The 22,304-nt window shown below is 29.8% G+C and carries 18 protein-coding genes and 2 rRNA genes; all 20 read left to right on the forward strand.

What is annotated here, in order from left to right; translation table 11 throughout:
- The first annotated feature begins 10 nt into the window (after nt 1-10).
- Nucleotides 11-2,909 (forward strand): 23S ribosomal RNA (locus TVTCOM_RS01750).
- A gap of 73 nt (nt 2,910-2,982) precedes the next feature.
- Nucleotides 2,983-3,099, forward strand: a 5S ribosomal RNA gene (rrf, locus tag TVTCOM_RS01755).
- Nucleotides 3,100-3,326: 227 nt separating this feature from the next.
- Entirely contained in the window at nt 3,327-4,253 is a 927-nt protein-coding gene (locus TVTCOM_RS01760; RefSeq protein ID WP_434798137.1) for a chemotaxis protein, read from the forward strand.
- A 204-nt stretch (nt 4,254-4,457) separates the two neighbouring features.
- A complete protein-coding gene (locus tag TVTCOM_RS01765; RefSeq protein WP_434798138.1) occupies nt 4,458-5,534 on the forward strand; it encodes a PRK06851 family protein in 1,077 nt (358 codons plus the stop codon).
- A 143-nt stretch (nt 5,535-5,677) separates the two neighbouring features.
- Nucleotides 5,678-7,063: a GspE/PulE family protein gene (locus TVTCOM_RS01770; protein ID WP_434798139.1), complete on the forward strand. Its 1,386-nt coding sequence runs from the start codon at nt 5,678-5,680 to the stop codon at nt 7,061-7,063.
- Between the two features lie 11 nt (nt 7,064-7,074).
- Nucleotides 7,075-8,253: a type II secretion system F family protein gene (locus TVTCOM_RS01775; protein ID WP_434798140.1), complete on the forward strand. Its 1,179-nt coding sequence runs from the start codon at nt 7,075-7,077 to the stop codon at nt 8,251-8,253.
- A 17-nt stretch (nt 8,254-8,270) separates the two neighbouring features.
- Nucleotides 8,271-8,654 carry a type II secretion system protein gene (locus TVTCOM_RS01780; RefSeq protein WP_434798141.1) on the forward strand — a complete coding sequence of 128 codons (384 nt, stop codon included), beginning with the start codon at nt 8,271-8,273 and terminating at the stop codon, nt 8,652-8,654.
- 138 nt (nt 8,655-8,792) lie between these two features.
- The gene (locus tag TVTCOM_RS01785) at nt 8,793-9,503 is read left to right on the forward strand and encodes a hypothetical protein (RefSeq protein ID WP_434798142.1); all 711 of its coding nucleotides are present in this window, start codon (nt 8,793-8,795) and stop codon (nt 9,501-9,503) included.
- The gene (locus tag TVTCOM_RS01790) at nt 9,504-9,941 is read left to right on the forward strand and encodes a hypothetical protein (protein WP_434798143.1); all 438 of its coding nucleotides are present in this window, start codon (nt 9,504-9,506) and stop codon (nt 9,939-9,941) included.
- 2 nt (nt 9,942-9,943) lie between these two features.
- Nucleotides 9,944-10,402, forward strand: coding sequence for a hypothetical protein (locus tag TVTCOM_RS01795; protein ID WP_434798144.1), 459 nt, complete (start codon nt 9,944-9,946; stop codon nt 10,400-10,402).
- A 264-nt stretch (nt 10,403-10,666) separates the two neighbouring features.
- The gene (locus tag TVTCOM_RS01800; RefSeq protein ID WP_434798145.1) at nt 10,667-11,695 is read left to right on the forward strand and encodes an SEC-C metal-binding domain-containing protein; all 1,029 of its coding nucleotides are present in this window, start codon (nt 10,667-10,669) and stop codon (nt 11,693-11,695) included.
- 165 nt (nt 11,696-11,860) lie between these two features.
- Nucleotides 11,861-12,238, forward strand: coding sequence for a hypothetical protein (locus TVTCOM_RS01805; protein ID WP_434798146.1), 378 nt, complete (start codon nt 11,861-11,863; stop codon nt 12,236-12,238).
- Nucleotides 12,239-12,402: 164 nt separating this feature from the next.
- Nucleotides 12,403-14,004, forward strand: coding sequence for an NAD(P)/FAD-dependent oxidoreductase (locus TVTCOM_RS01810; RefSeq protein ID WP_434798147.1), 1,602 nt, complete (start codon nt 12,403-12,405; stop codon nt 14,002-14,004).
- A gap of 158 nt (nt 14,005-14,162) precedes the next feature.
- Entirely contained in the window at nt 14,163-15,785 is a 1,623-nt protein-coding gene (locus tag TVTCOM_RS01815; RefSeq protein WP_434798148.1) for a Na/Pi cotransporter family protein, read from the forward strand.
- Nucleotides 15,786-15,965: 180 nt separating this feature from the next.
- Nucleotides 15,966-17,312: a glucose-6-phosphate isomerase gene (locus TVTCOM_RS01820; protein ID WP_434798149.1), complete on the forward strand. Its 1,347-nt coding sequence runs from the start codon at nt 15,966-15,968 to the stop codon at nt 17,310-17,312.
- Nucleotides 17,313-17,464: 152 nt separating this feature from the next.
- Entirely contained in the window at nt 17,465-18,553 is a 1,089-nt protein-coding gene (gene htrA, locus TVTCOM_RS01825; RefSeq protein WP_434798150.1) for a serine protease HtrA, read from the forward strand.
- Nucleotides 18,554-18,718: 165 nt separating this feature from the next.
- Nucleotides 18,719-19,207 (forward strand): flavodoxin family protein, encoded by a 489-nt coding sequence (locus TVTCOM_RS01830; RefSeq protein WP_434798151.1) that lies wholly within the window; start codon nt 18,719-18,721, stop codon nt 19,205-19,207.
- Nucleotides 19,208-19,270: 63 nt separating this feature from the next.
- Complete coding sequence (locus TVTCOM_RS01835) at nt 19,271-20,116, forward strand: TylF/MycF/NovP-related O-methyltransferase (protein ID WP_434798152.1); 846 nt, start codon at nt 19,271-19,273, stop codon at nt 20,114-20,116.
- 147 nt (nt 20,117-20,263) lie between these two features.
- The gene (locus TVTCOM_RS01840) at nt 20,264-21,025 is read left to right on the forward strand and encodes a hypothetical protein (protein ID WP_434798153.1); all 762 of its coding nucleotides are present in this window, start codon (nt 20,264-20,266) and stop codon (nt 21,023-21,025) included.
- Between the two features lie 171 nt (nt 21,026-21,196).
- Nucleotides 21,197-22,297 carry a 3'-5' exonuclease gene (locus TVTCOM_RS01845; protein WP_434798154.1) on the forward strand — a complete coding sequence of 367 codons (1,101 nt, stop codon included), beginning with the start codon at nt 21,197-21,199 and terminating at the stop codon, nt 22,295-22,297.
- Nucleotides 22,298-22,304: the final 7 nt, after the last annotated feature.

Genomic DNA, 22,304 nt, shown 5'->3' on the forward strand with positions numbered 1-22,304 from the left:
TTTGATAACTGGTCAAGTTATTAAGGGTGTAGGGCGAATGCCTTGGCACTAGGAGCCGATGAAGGACGCGATAAGCTGCGATAAGCTTGGGGGAGTTGCACGTAAACTTTGATCCCAAGATTTCCGAATGAGGAAACTCACTTAGAGTAATGTCTAAGTATGGTATGATGAATACATAGTCATGCCAGGGGAACTCGGGGAACTGAAACATCTAAGTACCCGGAGGAAGAGAAAGAAATTCGATTCCGTAAGTAGCGGCGAGCGAACGCGGAACAGGCCAAACCAGTGAAGTTTTCTTCACTGGGGTTGCGGACATATCATAAAGTTGAGGAATTGTAAGTGAAGAGAGTTGGAAAGCTCCGCTATAAAGTGTAAAAGCCACGTAACTGAAACAAGAAATCGATAGATATGATCCAGAGTACCACGGGACACGTGAAACCCTGTGGGAAGCAGGAGGGACCATCCTCCAAGCCTAAATACTACCTAGTGACCGATAGCGTATAGTACCGTGAGGGAAAGGTGAAAAGAACCCCGGGAGGGGAGTGAAATAGAACCTGAAACCCTACACTTACAAGCTGTAGGAGCACATTACTTGTGTGACTGCGTACTTTTTGTAGAACGGGCCAACGAGTTACGTTACCTAGCAAGGTTAAGCACTTAAGGTGTGGAGCCGTAGCGAAAGCGAGTCTTAACTGGGCGTTTAGTTAGTTGACGTAGACCCGAAACCGGGCGACCTATCCATGGGCAGGTTGAAGCGAAAGTAAAATTTCGTGGAGGACCGAACCCACGAGCGTTGAAAAGCTCGGGGATGACCTGTGGATAGCGGTGAAATTCCAATCGAGCCCGGAGATAGCTGGTTCTCTCCGAAATAGCTTTAGGGCTAGCCTCAAGGTTTAGAGAAGCGGAGGTAGAGCACTGAATGTCCTAGGGGGTATTGCACTTACCGAAGACTATCAAACTCCGAATGCCGTATTCTTATACTTGGGAGTCAGACTGTGGGTGATAAGATTCATAGTCAAAAGGGCAACAGCCCAGATCGTCAGCTAAGGTCCCTAAATGTACGTTAAGTGGTAAAGGATGTGGGATTGCACAGACAACCAGGATGTTGGCTTAGAAGCAGCCACTCATTTAAAGAGTGCGTAATAGCTCACTGGTCGAGTGATCCTGCGCCGAAAATTTCCGGGGCTAAAACGTACTACCGAAGCTACGGCATCATTTATGATGGGTAGGAGAGCTTTCTATACGGATTGAAGCATTACCGTAAGGAGATGTGGACTGTATAGAAGTGAGAATGTTGGCATGAGTAGCGAGATGTGGGTGAGAATCCCACAGGCCGTAAACCCAAGGTTTCCAGGGGAAGGTTCGTCCGCCCTGGGTTAGTCAGGACCTAAGCCGAGGCCGAAAGGCGTAGGTGATGGACAACAGGTTGATATTCCTGTACCACCGATAACCGTTTGAGAAATGGGATGACACAGAAGGATAAGCTAACCGTACTGTTGGTTATGTACGGGCAAGTATTGAGGCAGTTCTAATAGGCAAATCCGTTAGAATAATGCTGGGGTACGATGCGGAGCGAAATTTAGTAGCGAAGTAGCTGATTTCACACTGTCGAGAAAAGTCTCTATCGAGGTTAAAGGTGCCTGTACCGCAAACCGACACAGGTGGGTGAGGAGAGTATCCTAAGGCCAGCCAGAGAACTGTTGTTAAGGAACTCGGCAAAATGACCCCGTAACTTAGGGAGAAGGGGTGCCATGGAAACATGGCCGCAGAGAATAGGCCCAAGCGACTGTTTACCAAAAACATAGGTTTCTGCTAAGTCGCAAGACGATGTATAGGAGCTGACGCCTGCCCGGTGCTGGAAGGTTAAGGGGATCTGTTAGGGCAACCGAAGCAGTGAACTTAAGCCCCAGTAAACGGCGGCCGTAACTATAACGGTCCTAAGGTAGCGAAATTCCTTGTCGGGTAAGTTCCGACCCGCACGAAAGGCGTAACGATTTGGGCACTGTCTCAACAACAGACTGGGTGAAATTGTAATACCGGTGAAGATGCCGGTTACCTGCGACAGGACGGAAAGACCCCATGGAGCTTTACTGTAGCTTGACATTGAGTCTCGGTGCTACATGTACAGGATAGGTGGGAGGCTATGAAGCATGGACGTCAGTCTGTGTGGAGCCATCCTTGGGATACCACCCTTGTAGTACTGGGATTCTAACCAGCTGCCTTGAATCAGGTAGTGGGACACTGTCAGGTGGACAGTTTGACTGGGGCGGTCGCCTCCTAAAAAGTAACGGAGGCGCTCAAAGGTTCTCTCAGTACGGTCGGAAATCGTACGAAGAGTGTAAAGGCAGAAGAGAGCTTGATTGCAAGACATACAGGTCGAGCAAGGACGAAAGTCGGACTTAGTGATCCGGTGGTACCGCATGGAAGGGCCATCGCTCAACGGATAAAAGCTACCCTGGGGATAACAGGCTGATCTCCCCCAAGAGTCCACATCGACGGGGAGGTTTGGCACCTCGATGTCGGCTCATCACATCCTGGGGCTGTAGTAGGTCCCAAGGGTTGGGCTGTTCGCCCATTAAAGTGGTACGCGAGCTGGGTTCAGAACGTCGTGAGACAGTTCGGTCCCTATCCGTCGCAGGCGTAGGAAATTTGAGGAGACCTGTCCTTAGTACGAGAGGACCGGGATGGACGTACCGCTGGTGTACCAGTTGTTCTGCCAAGGGCATAGCTGGGTAGCTAAGTACGGAAAGGATAAGCGCTGAAAGCATCTAAGCGCGAAGCCTACTTCAAGATAAGATTTCCCACCGTAAGGTTAAGACCCCATGAAGACTACATGGTTGATAGGTCAGAGGTGGAAGTGTGGTAACATATGTAGCTTACTGATACTAATAGGTCGAGGACTTGACCAATAAATATAATGGAAACATTAAATGTTAGCAGTTTTGAAAGTACTAACAAAAGTTAATACTTGAATAAAGATTATGTGGTTATTATAGCAAAGAGGATACACCTGTTCCCATTCCGAACACAGAAGTTAAGCTCTTGAGCGGCGATGGTACTTGGGGGGCGACCTCCTGGGAGAGTAGCACGTAGCCACGTAATTTTTTATTATTAAAAGATATTTATAGGCATACCAAATAGGTATGTCTTTTTTTATGTGTGGCCAGCATGGTCAACCGTTTGACGGTGAAAGTCCGTTGCAAAAAAATTAATTAAATCAAAATAAATACTATAGTTTATAAAAGTTTAGACGTATTATTAATAAATATAAGCATTATAATTAGGAGACAGAAAAATAAACTATTTAAGAATATAGGAGTATGATAATGCAGTATACAGAGAGTGTTAGTCAAACAAAAATATTATTAGAATCGGGAACTAATGAGCTTGAAATAATGGAGTTTACAATAGGAGAAGAATTATTTGGAATAAATGTAGCTAAAGTACGTGAGATATTAAGAGCTCAAGAAGTAAAAAAAATGCCAAACTCACATGAAGTAGTAGAAGGAATATTTAAGCCTAGAGATGAAATAATAACTGTTATAGATTTAGGTAAATATTTAAATATACCTAGAAGTGGTAGTGGAACACATGACATTTTTATAAAAACTAATTTTAACAAATTAGTTTTTGCTTTTCATGTTGAGGCTGTTGTTGGAATAGGTAGAGTTTCATGGGAAAACATAAGAAAACCTGATAAAATCATATATGGTGGTGGAGAAGGCGTTGCGACAGGTATTGCCGAACATAATGATAAATTAATAACTATATTAGATTTTGAAAAAATAGTAGCCGAAATAAGTCCTGAGTCTAGTATTCAATATGATGAGATAGACAAATTAGGAAAACGTAAAGATTCTTATAAACCAATATTGATAGTTGAAGATTCAACATTACTTTCAAAAATGATATGTGATTGTATGAATAAAGCAGGTTATAGAAATATAATAAAAATGGATAATGGTCAGGATGCATGGAAATATTTAAGTGAAGTTAAAGAAAGTGGAGATCCTATATCAAATCATGTGACATGTATAATATCTGATATAGAAATGCCTTTAATGGATGGTCATAGGCTAACTAAATTAGTAAAAGAAGATAATAATCTTAAAAACATACCGCTAATATTATTTTCATCATTAATAAGTGATGAAATATATGCAAAAGGAAAAGAGCTGGGAGCAGATGAGCAAATAACAAAACCAGAAATCGGAAATCTTGTTAGTATTGTTGATAGATTTATAAACAAATAATACTTTCAAATATTTAATAATTTACTCATATTATACTTACATGAAACATTATAAAGCTAATGTTTTTGTAGTTGATATGAGTATTTTTATATCAATTAATATGTAACCTAGATTTTCTTCATATATATAAATACTAGAAAAGGGGTAACCAAATGGCTATCAATATAATAATATAAAAGGTAGAATATTTTAGGGGGCATGAATATGAAAGGCAAAATTAGAAAGATATTTCCAGGAGCAAATACAAGTAACGGATTTTATTCCTATTTCGATTATATTATTCCAAAAGATGTGAATAGGATTTTTTGTTTAAAAGGTGGTCCTGGAGTTGGCAAATCATCTCTAATGAAAAAAGTAGCACGTGACTTTTCAGAAAGAGGATATGACGTAGAAGTATTTCCGTGTTCATCTGATCCAGGTTCGCTAGATGCAGTTGTAGTAAAAAAATTAAAAGTTGTTTTGTTAGATGCAACAGCACCACATATTGTTGATCCTAAGATACCTGGAGCTATAGACGAAATAGTAAATTTCGGTGATTTTTGGAATGTGGATAATTTAGAAAATAATAAGGTGGAAATAGTACAATGTAATAAAGAAATAGGATCATGTTTCCAAAGAGCATTTAAATATTTAAAGGCTGCGGAACCAATTTTTTATGATATAGAAAGTAAAAATAGTGATGCAATGGATTTTGGTAAACTTAATAAATTTACGGATGAATTTATAGAAGAATTATTTAAAGGAATAGAAAATAAAAATGAACTTTCTAATCCTAGACATTTATTTGGAACAGCCATAACTCCAATAGGTCATATTGACTATGCAGACAGCTTGCTTCAAGAGGCTAAAAAGGTTTATTACCTTGATGGAAAAATAGGTTATGGAAAGACTACTTTTTTAAAGAGAGTATATGATAAGGCAGTATTGAAAGGATTAAAAGTAGAAGTATTTCACTATCCTCTTATACCAGAAAAGATAGAATCAATAATGATTACAGATTTGGGAATAGCAATAACTACAAGTTCTTTATTTAAAGATAAAAATACAATTAATCTAGGTCAATTTATAGATAAAGAAAAAATAAATGATTACAAAGAAGAATTAGAATTAGATGAAAAAATATTAGACGAATTAATAAATTATGCTATTTCTAATTTGAAAAAAGCAAAATCAAATCATGACGTAATTGAAAATTACTATATACCAAATATGGATTTTGATAAGGTTGATCAATTGAAAGAGCAATTAGTGGAGCGAATTCTAAAATATAAAAATAAATAGTTAAGATAAAAAGCTATGATATTAAATGAAAAAATTTATTTTAATATCATAGCTTTTATTATTTTGGTTAAAATAAGAGTTTATATCTGTATAAATAAGAACTTAAGTGTTGATAATCATAGTAGATATTTATTGTAATCGAGGTGATTAAAATTACAACATCAGAAGTAGATTTATCCATATTAGTACCAGAAAAGCTTGCAAGGAAATATAATTTGTTTCCTATGGAGCTAAATGAAGATTCTTTAATAATAGGCATAGAAAAAGAAAATATATATGCAGCTCAAGATTTAAAGTTAGTTACAGGAAAGAACATAATTATAAAACAAGTATCAAGAGAAGATGTTTTAGATAATATTGAACTATGCTATGGAGATTCAATTAATGTAGATGATGATTATGCTAACTATTTATTTCAAGACATTCTACAAAAATCCGTAAAGGAAAAAGCCAGTGATATACATATTGAACCCTTCAGCGATTCATTAAAAATTCGTATGAGGGTGGATGGCAATATGAAGGAAATGTTGAATTTAGAATTAGATTTATATCCATCCCTTGCATCTGTAATAAAATACAAAGCTAATATGGACATTACAGAAAAAAGATTACCTCAAGATGGAAGGATAGACGTAAAAATCAAGGATTCATTAGTAGATATTAGGATTTCAACTGTTCCAACTACTTATGGAGAAAAAATAGTACTTAGGCTTTTAAGTAGAGATTCTTTTCTTAAAACAAAGGAGGAACTGGGATTTTCTAAAGATGCTATAGAAAAAATTCAAGAAATAATAAATAAAAAGACAGGTATATTACTTGTTACTGGCCCAACAGGAAGCGGAAAAACTACAACAGTATATTCTATTTTAAAGGACTTGAGAGATACAAGTAAAAATATCATGACTATTGAAGATCCTGTTGAATACAAAATGGAGGGTATAAATCAAATTCAAGTAAATCATAAAGTAGGTCTTACTTTTGAAAAAGGATTAAAAGCAATTCTAAGACAGGACCCAGATATTATCATGGTCGGAGAGATTAGAGATGTAGAAACCGCAAAAACAGCTGTAAGAGCAGCAATTACAGGACATTTAGTAATAAGTACACTTCATACTAATGATGCAGTTTCATCTATAGCCCGATTAATTGACATGGAAATTCCACCATACTTATTAAATGCATCTTTGATTGGTGTTATATCACAAAGGTTAGTAAGAAAGGTATGTGAAAACTGTAGTAATGAAGTTATTATTAACCAAAATGAGAAAAAATCAATTTATACAGCCATACCTATTGGATGTGAGGAGTGTTTATACACAGGGTACAATGGTAGAACTGTAGTTTTTGAAATTTTGTCTATAGATGATGAAATACGAAACGGAATTCAGGAAAATAAAGAAGCTAAGGATATAAAAAATATAGCTATAAAAAATGGAATGATTACTTTTGAAGATACTTATTCCTATTTAATTAAAAACAAAATAACAACTTTAGAAGAATGTATCATGAATAAAGAAATTATTAATTAGGAGAAAAGATATTGTATAAATGCATAATTTACGATGAAGAAAATAATAGAAAAGTTTTAAAACTAAATATTGATAGTGAAGATGAAATATATTCTTATGCTGATAAGAACAGATTTAAAGTAGTAGATATTAAGGAAATGAAATCGTTTTTTAAAGGGAGGAGATTAAAAAACAAGGATTTAAAAATTTTCTCAAAAGAAATGAGTATACTCTTAAAATCGGGATGTGAAATATCTAAAATTTTAAGGACATTAATAAATGAATCAAACGATAGAGTGAGGATTGTACTAAGAAAAATACTTGGAGATATTGAAAGAGGCAGTTCAATAAAGGAGTCTTTTGAAAATACTAAGGCTTTCTCTAATTTTTATATAAGCATGATAGCAGCAGGAGAAATGAGTGGTAACTTAGATGATGTTATGGACAAACTAGCCATTTATTATGATAAAGAAAATAAATTGAGAAATAAGATTATAAGTATATTAATTTATCCAACTATATTGATAATTACCATGATTATATCTTTTATATTTATTTTACTTTTTTTAATTCCTAATTTTGAAGATATTTATGCAGATAACAATATGAAAACACCAGGATTGACTAAAATACTAATATTTTTGTCTCATTTATTTAGAGATGATTTACTTTTAATTATAATTGGCAATTTAGTTTTAATAGGAGGATTAATATATCTTAAGAAAAATAGTGATAAGTTTAATGAAAGGATAAATAGCCTTATATTTAAACTTCCAATTGTAAAAACATATATAAAATTAATTATTACTAATAAATTTATAAAAGCTTTATCAATTTTAATATCTAGTGGAGTGCAAATTGTAGACTCCATTGAAACATCAGCAAAAGTAATGAGCAACGAATATATATATTTGAAAATATGTAAAGCAAATGATTTTATTAAGAGAGGTAATAGCATAGGAGATTCTCTAAAGACAGTGGAAGAATTACCATCTTTACTATTATCTATGATAACCATAGGAGAAGAAAGTGGAAAACTAGATACAGTTCTAAATACGGTCACCGAGTACTATGAAAATGAATTAGATTCAAAACTTGAAATTGGGACAAAATACTTTGAAAACTTTATCACTTTATTTATAGGAGTAGCGGTAGGAATAATAGTTATATCTATGATGGTACCAATGTTTGATGCTGTATCAGCTATTTAAAAAAGGAGGTAATAGCAATGCCAATATTAAAAAATAAAAAGAGAAGAAGGGGATTTACCCTGATTGAGATGGTTATAGTCATTACTATAATAGGAATCTTATCTAGTATTGCAGTAACAAAATATTCGAAAGTACAAGAGAATGCAAAGAAAAATGCTGATTATGCTACAGCTGCCAATTTAGCAACAGCAGCGATGATATCTATAAGCGATGGAAATACATCAGTTCAACCAAGTGATTTAAAAAATGATGAATATATTCAATTTGTACCAGTTGCAAAATCAGTAAAAGATGGTTCATTTGTTGTAACGGCACAAGGAGATTCTGTAACAGTTAAGATAGGTACGGAAACATTTTATCCAAAGCCTGAAGAAACTGTTAATACACCTAGTGGATCATAATAACATAAATAACAATTTTGTGGAGGTGATTTTATAAAGGAATATCTTATTGTAAATATTAATAATGAAAATACACAAATATTATTAATAAGAAAAAAAAGAAATAAGTACAATATACATAATCAATTAACTTATGAAATGGGAAGTAATAGCTTAAAACATAAAGAAAATAATATATACGAAGATAAAGTAGTTCAAATTATAAAAGAAAATACAAACCATAAATTAAAAAATGTATATTTCAATATACAAAATGATGAAATTATTATTAGAAATATACCAAATATAAACTCTAAAAGACAAAAAGAAATTATTCAGCTAATTAAATATGAAATCGGTGCTCATATGCCCTTAGATTTACAAAATTATGTAATAAAATATAAAAAAATTATCAATACTAAAGGAAATGGATCAATACAAGGAATATTATTTCCCAAGAAATATGTAGACATATGCAAATCCATAAGCGAAAAGTTAAAAATTAAGAAAAAATACTTGTATATTAATTTTGATATTTTACAAAAACTGATTGATATGAAAGTTATTGATTTATTACAAGGTGGTTATGAAAAAATAACCATAATAGAAAATAGAAAAAAAGATATGGTTTTAAATACAGTTTCCAATAAAAAAATTATTGAATCTTATGTGGTGGATAAAGATAATAGTCAGTATTCTATTAATCAATTTTCATATGATAATACATACTATTATGGAATAAGTGATAATTTCATAGAAAGCTTTAAAATAAAAAAATTAGATCTCAAAAATAAATTAATTTTAAGTAATAGTGAAGAAGTTGTAGATATGACATTAGATAATTTACCAGCATGGGGGATGATAATATAAATGAAAAAAAACAAAAATATTAATTTCTTAAAAGAAGAAAAACAAGAAGAAAAAATTTTAAAGTGTACTGTAATAATATTAATATACTTATTAATTTTTCAAACTTATACAAGTATAAAATCTATTAATAACCTAAAAGAAGAAATTAATAACACTAAATTAATTACTCAATCTAATGAAGTATTAAAATCGAAAAATAAAAAGAGCACATTGGTAAAAGATACAAATAAAGTATATGATTTGTTAGGTTTTTCAAATGTAGAGAAACTATCTGTTGAAAATAATAAAGTAAGTATAGAAGGTAAATGTAAAAGTTTAAAAAATTTAGATGAATTAAAATCTATGGATAATATAAAAAATTTTTCTATTACTAGTGTGGAAAATAAAAATAATAAATTATATTTTCATGCAGTATATGAAATAGGAGGTTCTGAATAGTTTTGAAGAATAAAAAAGAATTAAAAAAAATATGCATAGCAATAATAACCTTCACAGTAGTTAGTATAGGTGTCTCTTATCCTATGAACAATAAAATTAATGCTTTGGAACAGGAAAAAACTAAATTAACACAAACTAAACCTCAATATAAAGGTGATTGTTATGATGAAACGATGGATTTAAGTGATGATATAGTAATTAAGATAATTGGAAAAATGGACCCTAGTTTAGATATTAACTTTGTCAATAAATTTGATGAAACTGATGAGAACAATAAACCATATTCATCAATTGAATTAAGTGTATCTGGAAATTTAGATAAAATTAAAGAAATTGAAAGTGTTTTAAATGATTTGAATCTAAATTATAAGATTGAAAAAATGGATATAAAAAATGCTAAAGATGAAAAAGGAAATGAAAAGAATTATGTAGATTGCATGATGACATTTAAAGTCATATAAAGGAATATGATAAGGTAATAATTTATCAATTGGAGTTTTATGGAATTTTACAATGAAAATGGTAGTACGATTGTTAATAAATTTAAAAGGATAATAGCCTAATTTCTAGAAAATTATTATTAAAGTATGGAAGTTTAAAAGGTTATATGGAACTATAAAAAGCAAATTTACAATAAAAATTAACAATATAAATGAATGATAAATTCTAATATAGGATCAAGTATATATAGCCGTGCTTAAAAATAGTAAAGGAGTGGAGATAACTTGATAGGTAGAAATGAACTATGTCCTTGTGGTAGTGGAAAAAAGTATAAAAAATGTTGCTTACAAAAAAATCAGTTAATAGAGTTTACAAGAAACAAAATATTATATGCAAAAGGTTTGTATAAAAATATGGAAAATAAAATATATGAATATTCTAAGACATCAAGTTTTTACGATGATAGGGAAGAGTGTGCGAAGAAATTCCATATTTCACAAGAAGGTAACTCTACAATAGACAAGCTATATAATACATATTTCATGTATGATTATAGAAACAATAAGGGAAACACCATAACTAAAATGTTTATAGATGATAATAAACTAACTTTAACTAAAAACCAAAGAAATTTATTATCATCAATGCTTAAAGCTAATATAAGCATATTTAAAATTGAAGATATAGGAAATACAAAATCAATAATTAGAGACTATTTTAATGATAATAAAATAGTAGTAGAAGATGTTGATGCATTCAAAAAATTAAGAATTGGTGAAAGTATAATAGGAAGAACGGTAAATGTTCAAGGAATGAATATATTGGTTGATGAATGTATAGAAGTATCAGATAAAAACTTGCAAATAATAATTGATAATATTAAGCAGTTATATAAGTCTAACAGCAAAAAATCAAAGAGTATAAAGGAATTTGTAATTTATAATAGTGAATTAATTTATAAATTTGGACAACAAATATTATTAAATGATAAATCGTACATTTTAAATTCATTAAATACCCAAGCTGAAAATGAAATACAAACTAAAGAGAACAATAATTCAGATGCAAGTATATATGATGCATTAAGAAATAACATGGAAGAGAAATATCTACAAAAAGGATTAGATTTGTGGAAACAATTTATTAAATCTAATAAATCTATAAAAGGTAGCGAAAACGGATGGGCGGCTGCCATAGAATATTATATTAAAAAGGATGCAGGAGAAATTATAACTCAAGCCCAAGTATCTGAAAAATATGAAATAAGTCCTCGTACTTTAGGCAAAAGATATAAAGAGTTAAAAGCATCATAAAATTTATTACTATTAAAAATTAATTAGATTAATAAGAAAATACTATTAAATTTTACATTTAATAGTATTTTTTGTATTTAAAATGTAAAAAGTTATAAAAAAAGGTTTTAATATATGTAAAAGGTGATAAAATAATACATATATAATAGAGAAAGAGGTAAAAATATGAGTCTTAGTTTAGGAAATGGAATTGCAGTATCAACTAACTATATAAAATCAAATCCAGCAGTGCCTGTATATAATGGTGAGGAAAGTCCTAGCAACTTATATGCTGTAATTTATCATATAGAAATAGGATACAATGAAGGTAAAGAACAAAAAGTAAAACAATACATAATAATTGACTATAAAGACTTTGATTTATCTTCAGAAAAGAAAGATGAATTATTAGATACAGCAAAGAAATACTGTGAAATTAAAAATATACCAGCGGGAGATCAACTGGAAATAACATTATTAGATAATGACGAAGCTGAAGATTTCTTAGAAAAGGTATTTAATAATATGAAAGTTATAAGAGGTCTTATTACTAAAAGAGACTAATAGTATTTAATAGCTAAAAATAAATAATAATTTTAAAAAATCAAAGGCATTGGAAAACTCCTAGCTTTTGATTTTTTTTGAGTAATGATAGTAAGATTATTTTTTTAGTGGTAAACATAATAAATAAGATAAAATAAACAATTAATTATAATAAGGAGAAAAAAATGTTAAGAGTATCGAATATAAAAATTAGTATTAATGATGATAAATCAAAAATACTAAAGTTAGTACTGAATAAATTAAAAATAAAAGAAAATGAGTTGATAAAATATCATATATTTAAGGAATCTATAGATGCAAGAAAAAAGGGAAAAATAGACTTTGTGTACACTGTAGATGTAGAACTTAAGAATGAACAAAAACTATTAAAAAACGCTCCAAAAGATGTAGTTGAAGTAAAGCAACCTAGTTATATAGATATTAAACATGGAAGCAATAAAATGAATCATAGACCAGTTGTTGTGGGAAGTGGTCCAGCAGGTTTATTTGCATCTTTACTTTTAGCACAAAGAGGATATAATCCACTATTAATTGAAAGAGGATTAGACGTGGATGAGAGAACAAAAGACATTAATAACTTCTGGAATAATAGAATTTTTAAAAATAATTCAAATGTACAATTTGGAGAAGGTGGAGCTGGTACATTCTCAGATGGTAAACTTACAACGAGAATAAAAGACATAAGATGTAGAAAGGTTTTAGAAGAACTTGTAAACTTTGGTTCACCTGATGAGATATTGTATTCTCATAAACCTCATGTGGGAACTGACATACTTAAAAATGTGGTAAAAAATATAAGAGAAGAAATAAAAAAATTAGGTGGAGAAGTAAGATTTAATAGTCAAGTTACAGATATAGAAGTAGAAAATGATAGTATAAAAGCTGTAATAGTAAATAACGAAGAAAGAATAGAATGTGACCATGTAATTTTTGCTGTAGGTCATAGTGCAAGGGATTCTTACGAAATGTTATATAGTAAAGGTGTGAAAATAATCCAAAAACCATTTGCTATTGGAGCAAGAATAGAACATCCACAAGTATTAATAAATAAATCTCAATATAAAGAATTCTATGACCATCCAAGACTTGGAGCGGCAGATTATAGATTAATTGAGCATACATCCAATGGAAGAACTGCATATTCATTCTGTATGTGTCCAGGAGGGACTGTAATAGCCTCTGCATCAAATGAATTTGAAGTAGTAACAAATGGTATGAGTGAACATGCTAGAGATAAGGTAAATGCAAATAGTGCCTTCTTAGTTAATGTTACACCAGAAGACTTTGGAAGTACTCATCCTTTGGCAGGGATTGAATTCCAAAGAAAATATGAAAAACTTGCCTATGAATTAGGGGGAAATAATTATAATGCACCAATGCAGCTAGTTGGAGATTTCTTAAATGATAAGATAACGACAGATATAGGTAAGGTTGAACCTTCATATAAACCAGGTGTAACAGGTACTGATTTAAGAGAATGCCTGCCAGAATTTGTAGCATCAACTATGAAAGAAGCTTTATTATCTCTTGATAAAAAACTAAATGGATTTGCCATGCATGATGCAGTATTAACAGGTGTGGAAACAAGATCATCAGCTCCAGTTAGAATAGTTAGAGACGAAGAAACATTACAATCAGTAAGTACTAAAAATCTATATCCTTGTGGTGAGGGTGCAGGTTATGCGGGAGGAATAGTTACAGCTGCTGTGGATGGTATAAAATGTGCAGAGAAAATAATTGGAAAGTATTGCCCTATTGTTAAATAATTTTAACAATAAAGGGGGAATTGATAAAAAAAATTAACAAAAATTTATGATATAATGTTTATGCATTAAATCATAAATACATAATAGTAAAAAATTTTTTAGGATTAAAAGCAAAATATAATAATCAATGAACGAATGTAACTAAGGAGGAATACAATTTGGAAATAATCATAGGTATTATGGGTGGATTAGGACTATTCCTATTTGGAATGAATCTTATGGGAGAAGCCCTAGAAAAAGCAGCTGGAAGTAAGCTTAAAAAGATTATAGAACTTCTAACTAGTAATATATTTATGGGAGTTCTTATAGGAACATTAGTAACAGCTGTAATCCAGTCATCAAGTGCCACTACGGTAATGGTAGTTGGTTTTGTCAATGCTGGTATAATGACATTGCCACAAGCAGTAGGAGTAATTATGGGGGCCAATATAGGTACAACAGTTACAGCACAATTAGTGTCTATAGATATGAATGGACTAGCTCCTGTAGCTTTAGGAATAGGTATAATTCTTTATTTATTTGGCGGAAAACCAAAAACTAAGCATATAGCAGAAGTTTTAATAGGATTTGGTATTCTATTTACAGGTATGGACTTTATGAAAGAAGCAGTTAAGCCATTATCAGAGTATGCAGGATTTACTAACGTGTTACTTACTTTTGGTAAATATCCAATCTTAGGATTATTATTAGGATTTGGAATAACAGCCATAATACAAAGTTCAAGTGCTTCAATGGGTATGTTAGTTGTTTTAGCATCCCAAGGGTTAATACCACTTAACAGTGCATTGCCAATATTATATGGTCAAAATATAGGTACTTGTGTGACATCTTTATTATCAAGTATAGGTGCAAGCATAAGTGCAAAAAGAGCAGCTCTTATACATTTAATATTCAATATACTTGGGACAGTAATATTCTTATTATTCTTAAATAAATTAGTTGTTATTGCAGTAAATTATATGGATCCCAATAATGTTGCAAGACAAATTGCCAATGTTCATACAATATTTAATATAGCATCAACACTAATTTTATTACCATTTAACAAATTTATAATAAAATTAGCTACTAGGTTAATACCAGATAATAATACGGAAGATGATGATGTAAAAGTTGTTAAATTTATAGATGATAGAATGATTGAAACACCTTCAATAGCATTAGTGAATGTTGAAAAAGAAACATTAAGAATGGGTGAAAAGTCTAAGCAAAGTTTAAATTGTGCCATGAGAAGTGTATTGGAAAAATCAGAAAAAGATATATCTAGCACTTTTAGAAAAGAAAAAAGAATAAATGAATTACAAAAAATGATACTAAATTACTTGCTTAAATTATCAAAAGCTCCTTTAAATGAAGAATCCAGAGAAGTTATAGATTCATTATTTAATACAGTTAATGATATAGAAAGAATAGGAGATCACGCTGAAAATATAGCAGAATTAGCTCAAAATAGTATAGCTAATGATGTTACATTCTCAGATCATGCAAGAAACGAGTTAAATGATATGTACAACAAAGTCTTATCAACATATACTTATGCATTAGAATCTATGAGAACATCAGATGTGGATCTTGCTTGTAAAGTAATCAAGATGGAAGAACAAGTAGATATTATGGAAAAATCATGTAGGATAAATCATATGAGAAGATTAAATAATAATATGTGTAGCATAGACAATGGTATTATTTATTTAGAAGTAATAGCTAATTTAGAAAGAGTTTCAGATCACGCTGTTAATATAGCACAACAAGTTATAGCGCAAAGTGTAAATGAAAGATAGATAAAATAAAAAGCTTTAGAAATAATATTTATTTCTAAAGCTTTTTATATTTTTTATAAAAATGCAGATAATTAATATAATAAAAAAATAATATAAACTAAACAATTTTTTAACAAGAAGGCAAATTAGTTTTATGATATAATTTTATGGTATAAATATTATAAAAAAGGGAGTAGAATTATGAACAAAATTAAATTTAATTATAGTAAAGCCTTAGATTTTTTTGCTAAGGAAGAAGTTGATACATTACAACCTTATGTTGATGTTGCACATGAAATGCTTCATGAAAAAACTGGTCCAGGAAAAGATTTTTTAGGTTGGATAGACCTTCCTAACAATTATGATAAAGAAGAGTTTGCAAGAATAAAAAAAGCAGCTCAAAAGATACAATCGGATTCAGATGTACTAGTAGTAATAGGAATTGGTGGTTCATATTTAGGAGCTAGAGCTGCAATAGAATGCTTAGGTCACTCATTCAGAAATAGCTTAAGTAAAGAGGATAGAAAAGCTCCAGAAGTATATTTTGCAGGAAACAATATAAGTTCAACGTATTTAATGGATTTAATTGAAATAATAAAGGATAAGGATGTATCATTAAACGTTATATCTAAATCAGGAACTACTACTGAGCCAGCTATAGCTTTTAGAGTTTTAAAAGATTTCTTAGAAAATAAATATGGAAAAGAAGAAGCAGCAAAAAGAATATATGCAACTACAGATGCTAAAAAAGGTGCATTAAAACAAGTATCTGATGAAGAAGGATATGAAACTTTTGTAATACCAGATGATGTTGGAGGAAGATTCTCTGTATTAACACCAGTTGGATTATTACCAATAGCTGCAGCAGGATTTGATATAGATGAAATGATGCAAGGAGCTAACGATGCTCGTATAAAATATTCTACATCTAGCTTAGAAGAAAATGATTGTTACCAATATGCAGCTGTAAGAAATATCTTACATAGAAAAGGTAAAGATATAGAATTACTAGTAAACTATGAACCAAATTTACATTTTGTAAGTGAATGGTGGAAACAATTATACGGAGAAAGCGAAGGAAAAGATCAAAAGGGTATATTCCCAGCTTCAGTAGATTTTTCAACTGACTTACACTCAATGGGACAATACGTTCAAGATGGTAAGAGAATATTATTTGAAACAATTTTAAATGTGGAGAAACCAAGAAAAGTAGTTGAATTAAAATCAGAAGAAAAAGACTTAGATGGGCTTAACTATTTAAGTGAAAAAACTATGGATTTTGTAAATGAAAAAGCATTCCAAGGGACTTTACTTGCTCATACTGATGGTCAAGTTCCGAATTTAATAATAGATATACCAACATTAAATGAGTATAACTTTGGATACTTAGTATACTTCTTTGAAAAAGCTTGTGGAATAAGTGGATATCTATTAGGAGTAAATCCATTTAATCAACCAGGTGTTGAAGCATATAAGAAGAATATGTTTGCTTTATTAGGTAAACCAGGGTTTGAAAAAGAAAAAGAAGAATTAGAAAAAAGACTTTAGAAATTAAGGTTTAATTAAGAATAAAATATTATAATGAAATCATCATAAGAGATTTATATCGAATTTGGTGATTTCTTTTTTTTACAAAAGATTATAAAAATTAATAATATAAATAAAGTAATAAGAAATTTATTTTGTTAGGAGGAGAAAAAATGTCAAGAAAAAAAGGGATAGGATTAGTAGTAGTTGTAGCTGTAATATGCTCAGTGCTTAGTTCGTTTTTAACAGTAGTATTATTGAAAAATAATTTAAGCACATCACCTGGAACATCTTCATCACAAAGTATAAGTATAAATAGTAATGGAAAAAGTACAAATGTATATCAGGCAGTAACAGAAAAGGCAATGCCATCTGTAGTAGGGATTACTACAACTGTTATGAGTTCAGATAATATGTTTTCTATTCCAACTGAATCAGAAGGTGTGGGGACAGGTATAGTAGTAGATTCAAATGGATACATTCTTACAAATTCTCATGTTATTTCTGATGGAGAAGCAAAAAAAGTAAATGTACTATTCAATGATGGTTCAACTATTAATGGTAATGTGGTTTGGTATGACTCACAATTAGATTTAGCTGTAGTAAAAGTAAATAAAACTGGACTTACTCCAGCAGAGCTTGGAGATAGTGATAAAGTTTCAATAGGTGATATAGCAATAGCTATAGGTAACCCACTTGGATTAGAATTACAAAGAACAGTTACACAAGGTATAATAAGTGGACTAGATAGAACTATAAAAACTGAACAAGCTACTATGGCAGGACTTATTCAAACAGATGCAAGTATAAACGCTGGTAATAGTGGTGGACCATTATTAAACGAAAGTGGCCAAGTTATAGGAATAAATACGGCAAAAACATCTGAAGGTGAAAGTTTAGGATTTGCTATTCCAATTAATCAAGCAAAAGAAATAATACAATCAGTAATTAAAGATGGAAGTTATGAAAAAGTAACACTTGGTATAAAAGGATACGATGCATCAACTTATGCAGCTTATGCTCAGTCTCAAGGTCAACAAGTAGCTACTGATGAAGGTGTATTTGTTGGAGAAGTAGTAGACAATTCTCCAGCTAAAAAAGCAGGGGTTAAAGCAAATGATATAATAGTTAAATTAGGGGACACAAAATTAACAAGTATGTCTGACTTAACTAAACGTTTGTATGAATATAAAAGTGGTGATAATACAACATTAGTGGTAAATAGAGATGGTAAAGAAGTAAAATTGAACGTAACTTTTTAATAATAAATATAACTAATAATAGTGGGGATTATTATCCTCACTATTTTTATAATTAATTTAATACATAATAAAATTAATAATATATAAATTTAATTTCTATTGAGATTTTGAGATTAAATTATTACTATTTATATATAAATAAAAAAGAAAGAAGATGAAAAATATATGAAAAATCTTGTAGTTTTTTATTCATTAGAAGGTAATACAAAATTAATAGCACATACTATTGCTAAAAAAATTAATGCAGACATATTGGAATTAAAACCAAAGAAAAAGTATCATAATTCAGGGTTTAAAAAATATTTTTGGGGAGGAAGAAGTGTATTATTTAAAGAAAAACCAGAACTTATATCATATGATATAAATATAGACGATTATGAGAATATATTTATAGGAACACCTATATGGGTTGGTACTTATGCACCTCCTTACAATACTTTTTTGAATCAAGAAAGTATATGTGATAAAAATATATATTTATTTGCTTGTCATGGAGGCGGTGGAGCTGATAAGTTTTATAAAAGTATAAAAGAATCTATTCCAAAAAATAATTTTAAAGGACAAATTGATTTTAAAGATCCTTTAAAAGGAAATAAAGAAGAAGTATTAGACAAAGTTGATACTTGGTTAAACAATATATATTTAAATAATTAAATATTAATAGATAAAATAAACAATGTATATTTACAAAAAGAAAAATGAAAATGGGAGAGTATTATGAATAAGATAATGATATTTGGGTCAGGTCAAGCTGGAAATATGATATCAAACTGGATAAGTGGAGATTTTGAACTATTAGGATTTATAGATAATAATCCAAATTTGTGTGGAAAATATAAAGATAATAAAAGAATCTATTCGGCTAAAGAATCTGTGAAAATTATGCCGGATATTATTGTTATTGCAGTTTTAAATAAAGAAGCAGCAGAAGAAATTCAACTTCAATTAAAATTATTAGACTATAAAGGAATAGTATTTAATATTAATGATTTTAAACAATATATTGATATAAGATTGGCGTCATTAAGGTTAATAGCATCAGAAATAAATGAGCAAAAGTTAGAGGGAGAAGTTGCTGAATTAGGTGTATATAAAGGTAAATTTGCATCAGAAATAAATAAACTATTTCCCAATAAAAAACTATATCTCTTTGATACCTTTGAAGGATTTTATGATGAAGATCTTGAGGTAGAAAGAAGCCATGGATATTTAAGAGCTAAGGAAGGCGATTTCTCAGACACTAATGTGGAGTTGGTAAAAAATAAGCTTCCATATAAAGAACAAGCAGAGTTTATAAAAGGACACTTTCCTGAAAGTATAAAAGAAGATTTGCCAAGTTTTTGTTTTGTTAGCTTAGATACAGACTTATATAAACCTACTTATGAAGGATTGAAAATATTTTATCCAAAGCTTGTTAGAGGTGGAATGATTATAGTACATGATTATAACAGCAGTCAATTTCCTGGTGTTAAAAAAGCTGTAAAAGAATATTGTAATGCGAATAATATTTTTATTGTGCCGCTATGTGATATGCATGGCTCAGCAGTATTAATAAAAAGCTAATTATACATTATAAATAAATGAATATTTTAATTTGAAAAGCGAACTTGTAAAGTTCGTTTTTTCATTAGTAAAAATTTATGGCAAAAAAAATCAAGAAACTAAATTCAATAGGGTATAAAATATATTTCTGAAAAGGAGGTATATTTTATGTTATCTAATTACCCAGAAGAAAAAGAATATCTTAATTTTACTTTACAAAAATTAAAAAATTATTTAAATAATTTACAAAAAAAAGTAAAGCTTTATGCTGAAGAATTTAAAGAATCAAAAAAGTATCTTTATGAAAATAGAAATGATATGGATTCCATGGAGATATTTTCAAACGAGAATTCTATTAATCAAATTGTTAATAATGGAGACTTTGTATGTGAGCAAAAAAGAAGAATAGAAAACTTAATTGAATCACCATACTTTGCAAGAATAGATTTTTTATATGAAGGAGAGGAAGAAAGTGAAAAGGTTTATATAGGAAGAAATTCATTTTTAGATGAGTATGGGAATATGATTATTTATGACTGGAGAGCGCCAATTTCAAGTATGTATTATGATTTTGAACTGGGTAATGCTAACTATGAAGCACCGGCTGGAAAAATCTACGGGGAAATAACTAAGAAGAGACAATTTAAAATAAGTAAAAGTAATATGGAATATGTTTTAGAGAGTTCACTTAATATTAATGATGAAATACTACAAAGAGAATTAAGCTATGAATCTGATCAAAAAATGAAAAATATAGTATCAACAATTCAAAAAGAGCAAAATGAAATAATAAGAAATGAGAATAAGGATACTTTGATAATTCAAGGTGTAGCAGGTTCGGGAAAAACTTCCATTGCATTACATCGAGTGGCATATTTTTTATATAAGTATAGAGATTACTTACATGCAGAAAACATAGCTATAATATAACCTAATAAAGTATTTTCCGATTATATATCAACTGTATTACCACAACTTGGTGAAGAGACTATAAACGAGTTAAGCTTTGAAGATATAGTAAGAGAGCAGTTAAATAAGGATATTAAATTTGAAAAATATAATGAAGTAGTTGAAAATAATGATGAATTAACCATTGAGAGAATGAAGTTTAAAGCAACTAGTAAATTTGTAGATTTATTAGATGATTATATTAAATATGTGGATGGTAAGTATTTTTCTCCCAAAGAAATTGTTTATAAAAATATATTAATTGATAAAGATTTCATTTTGGAAAAGTATAATGTTTATAAACGACATCCTATATTTAAAAGATTAGAAAAAATAAGTGATGATATTATAGAAAAAATAAATATGGATACTAAAAGTATAATAGATATAAGTAAAAAAGAAATATATAAGCAAATTAAAGATATGTTCAAGTTAAATACAACTTTGGAGCTTTACGAGGATTTTTATAAATATATAAATAAAGATAAATGCTTAATTCTAAAGAATAAAAAAGAATTAGAATATTATGATGTATTTCCATATATTTATTTACAGCATTATACGGAGGGAACAAAGGAAATAATTTATATTCAGCATGTGATTATAGATGAAATGCAAGACTATACACCAATTCAATATGAAGTTATTAAAAAAATATATAAGTGTAAAAAAACTATATTGGGTGATTTTGGTCAGTGTATTAACCAACATAACTCGAATACATTGAATACATTAAAAAATATATTTGAAGATAGCCAAATTGTTCATATTAATAAAAGTTATAGATCTACGTATGAGATAATTAATTTTGCAAAGAAAATATATGATACTGATATTGAACCTATAGAAAGGCATGGAGAAGATCCTGAAATAATAAAATGTAACAATGTGAAAGAAGAAGTAAAAGAAATAGAAAAAATAATTAAGAAATTTAATGAAAGTAAATCTACTACTTTGGCAATAATCTGCAAAAAGAAAGAAGAAGTTGAGTATTTATATGAAATTTTTAAAGAAAAGTATGAAATAAATAAATTAGATTTTGATTCCATAGAGTTTAAAGAAGGGGTAATTATTTCTACTATTCAAATGTCAAAAGGCTTGGAATTTGATGAAGTATTACTTCCTTTTGTAAATAATCATAATTATAGTTGTGATTTTGATAGAAATTTATTATACGTGGCATGTACTAGAGCTATGAATAGCTTAAATCTAACTTATAGTAGTGAGATTTCTTCGCTAATACAAATAAATTAAAGGTGGT

The organism is Terrisporobacter vanillatitrophus, assembly GCF_051148895.1.
Lineage (GTDB): Bacteria > Bacillota > Clostridia > Peptostreptococcales > Peptostreptococcaceae > Terrisporobacter > Terrisporobacter vanillatitrophus.

Bases quoted from the DNA above. Each gene is read 5' to 3' on its own strand.
- TVTCOM_RS01760 (WP_434798137.1), top strand. From the start codon at position 3,327: ATGCAGTATACAGAGAGTGTTAGTCAAACAAAAATATTATTAGAATCG.
- TVTCOM_RS01765 (WP_434798138.1), top strand. From the start codon at position 4,458: ATGAAAGGCAAAATTAGAAAGATATTTCCAGGAGCAAATACAAGTAAC.
- TVTCOM_RS01780 (WP_434798141.1), top strand. From the start codon at position 8,271: ATGCCAATATTAAAAAATAAAAAGAGAAGAAGGGGATTTACCCTGATT.
- TVTCOM_RS01785 (WP_434798142.1), top strand. From the start codon at position 8,793: ATGGGAAGTAATAGCTTAAAACATAAAGAAAATAATATATACGAAGAT.
- TVTCOM_RS01790 (WP_434798143.1), top strand. From the start codon at position 9,504: ATGAAAAAAAACAAAAATATTAATTTCTTAAAAGAAGAAAAACAAGAA.
- TVTCOM_RS01805 (WP_434798146.1), top strand. From the start codon at position 11,861: ATGAGTCTTAGTTTAGGAAATGGAATTGCAGTATCAACTAACTATATA.
- TVTCOM_RS01810 (WP_434798147.1), top strand. From the start codon at position 12,403: ATGTTAAGAGTATCGAATATAAAAATTAGTATTAATGATGATAAATCA.
- TVTCOM_RS01820 (WP_434798149.1), top strand. From the start codon at position 15,966: ATGAACAAAATTAAATTTAATTATAGTAAAGCCTTAGATTTTTTTGCT.
- htrA (WP_434798150.1), top strand. From the start codon at position 17,465: ATGTCAAGAAAAAAAGGGATAGGATTAGTAGTAGTTGTAGCTGTAATA.
- TVTCOM_RS01830 (WP_434798151.1), top strand. From the start codon at position 18,719: ATGAAAAATCTTGTAGTTTTTTATTCATTAGAAGGTAATACAAAATTA.
- TVTCOM_RS01835 (WP_434798152.1), top strand. From the start codon at position 19,271: ATGAATAAGATAATGATATTTGGGTCAGGTCAAGCTGGAAATATGATA.
- TVTCOM_RS01840 (WP_434798153.1), top strand. From the start codon at position 20,264: ATGTTATCTAATTACCCAGAAGAAAAAGAATATCTTAATTTTACTTTA.
- TVTCOM_RS01845 (WP_434798154.1), top strand. From the start codon at position 21,197: ATGAAGTTTAAAGCAACTAGTAAATTTGTAGATTTATTAGATGATTAT.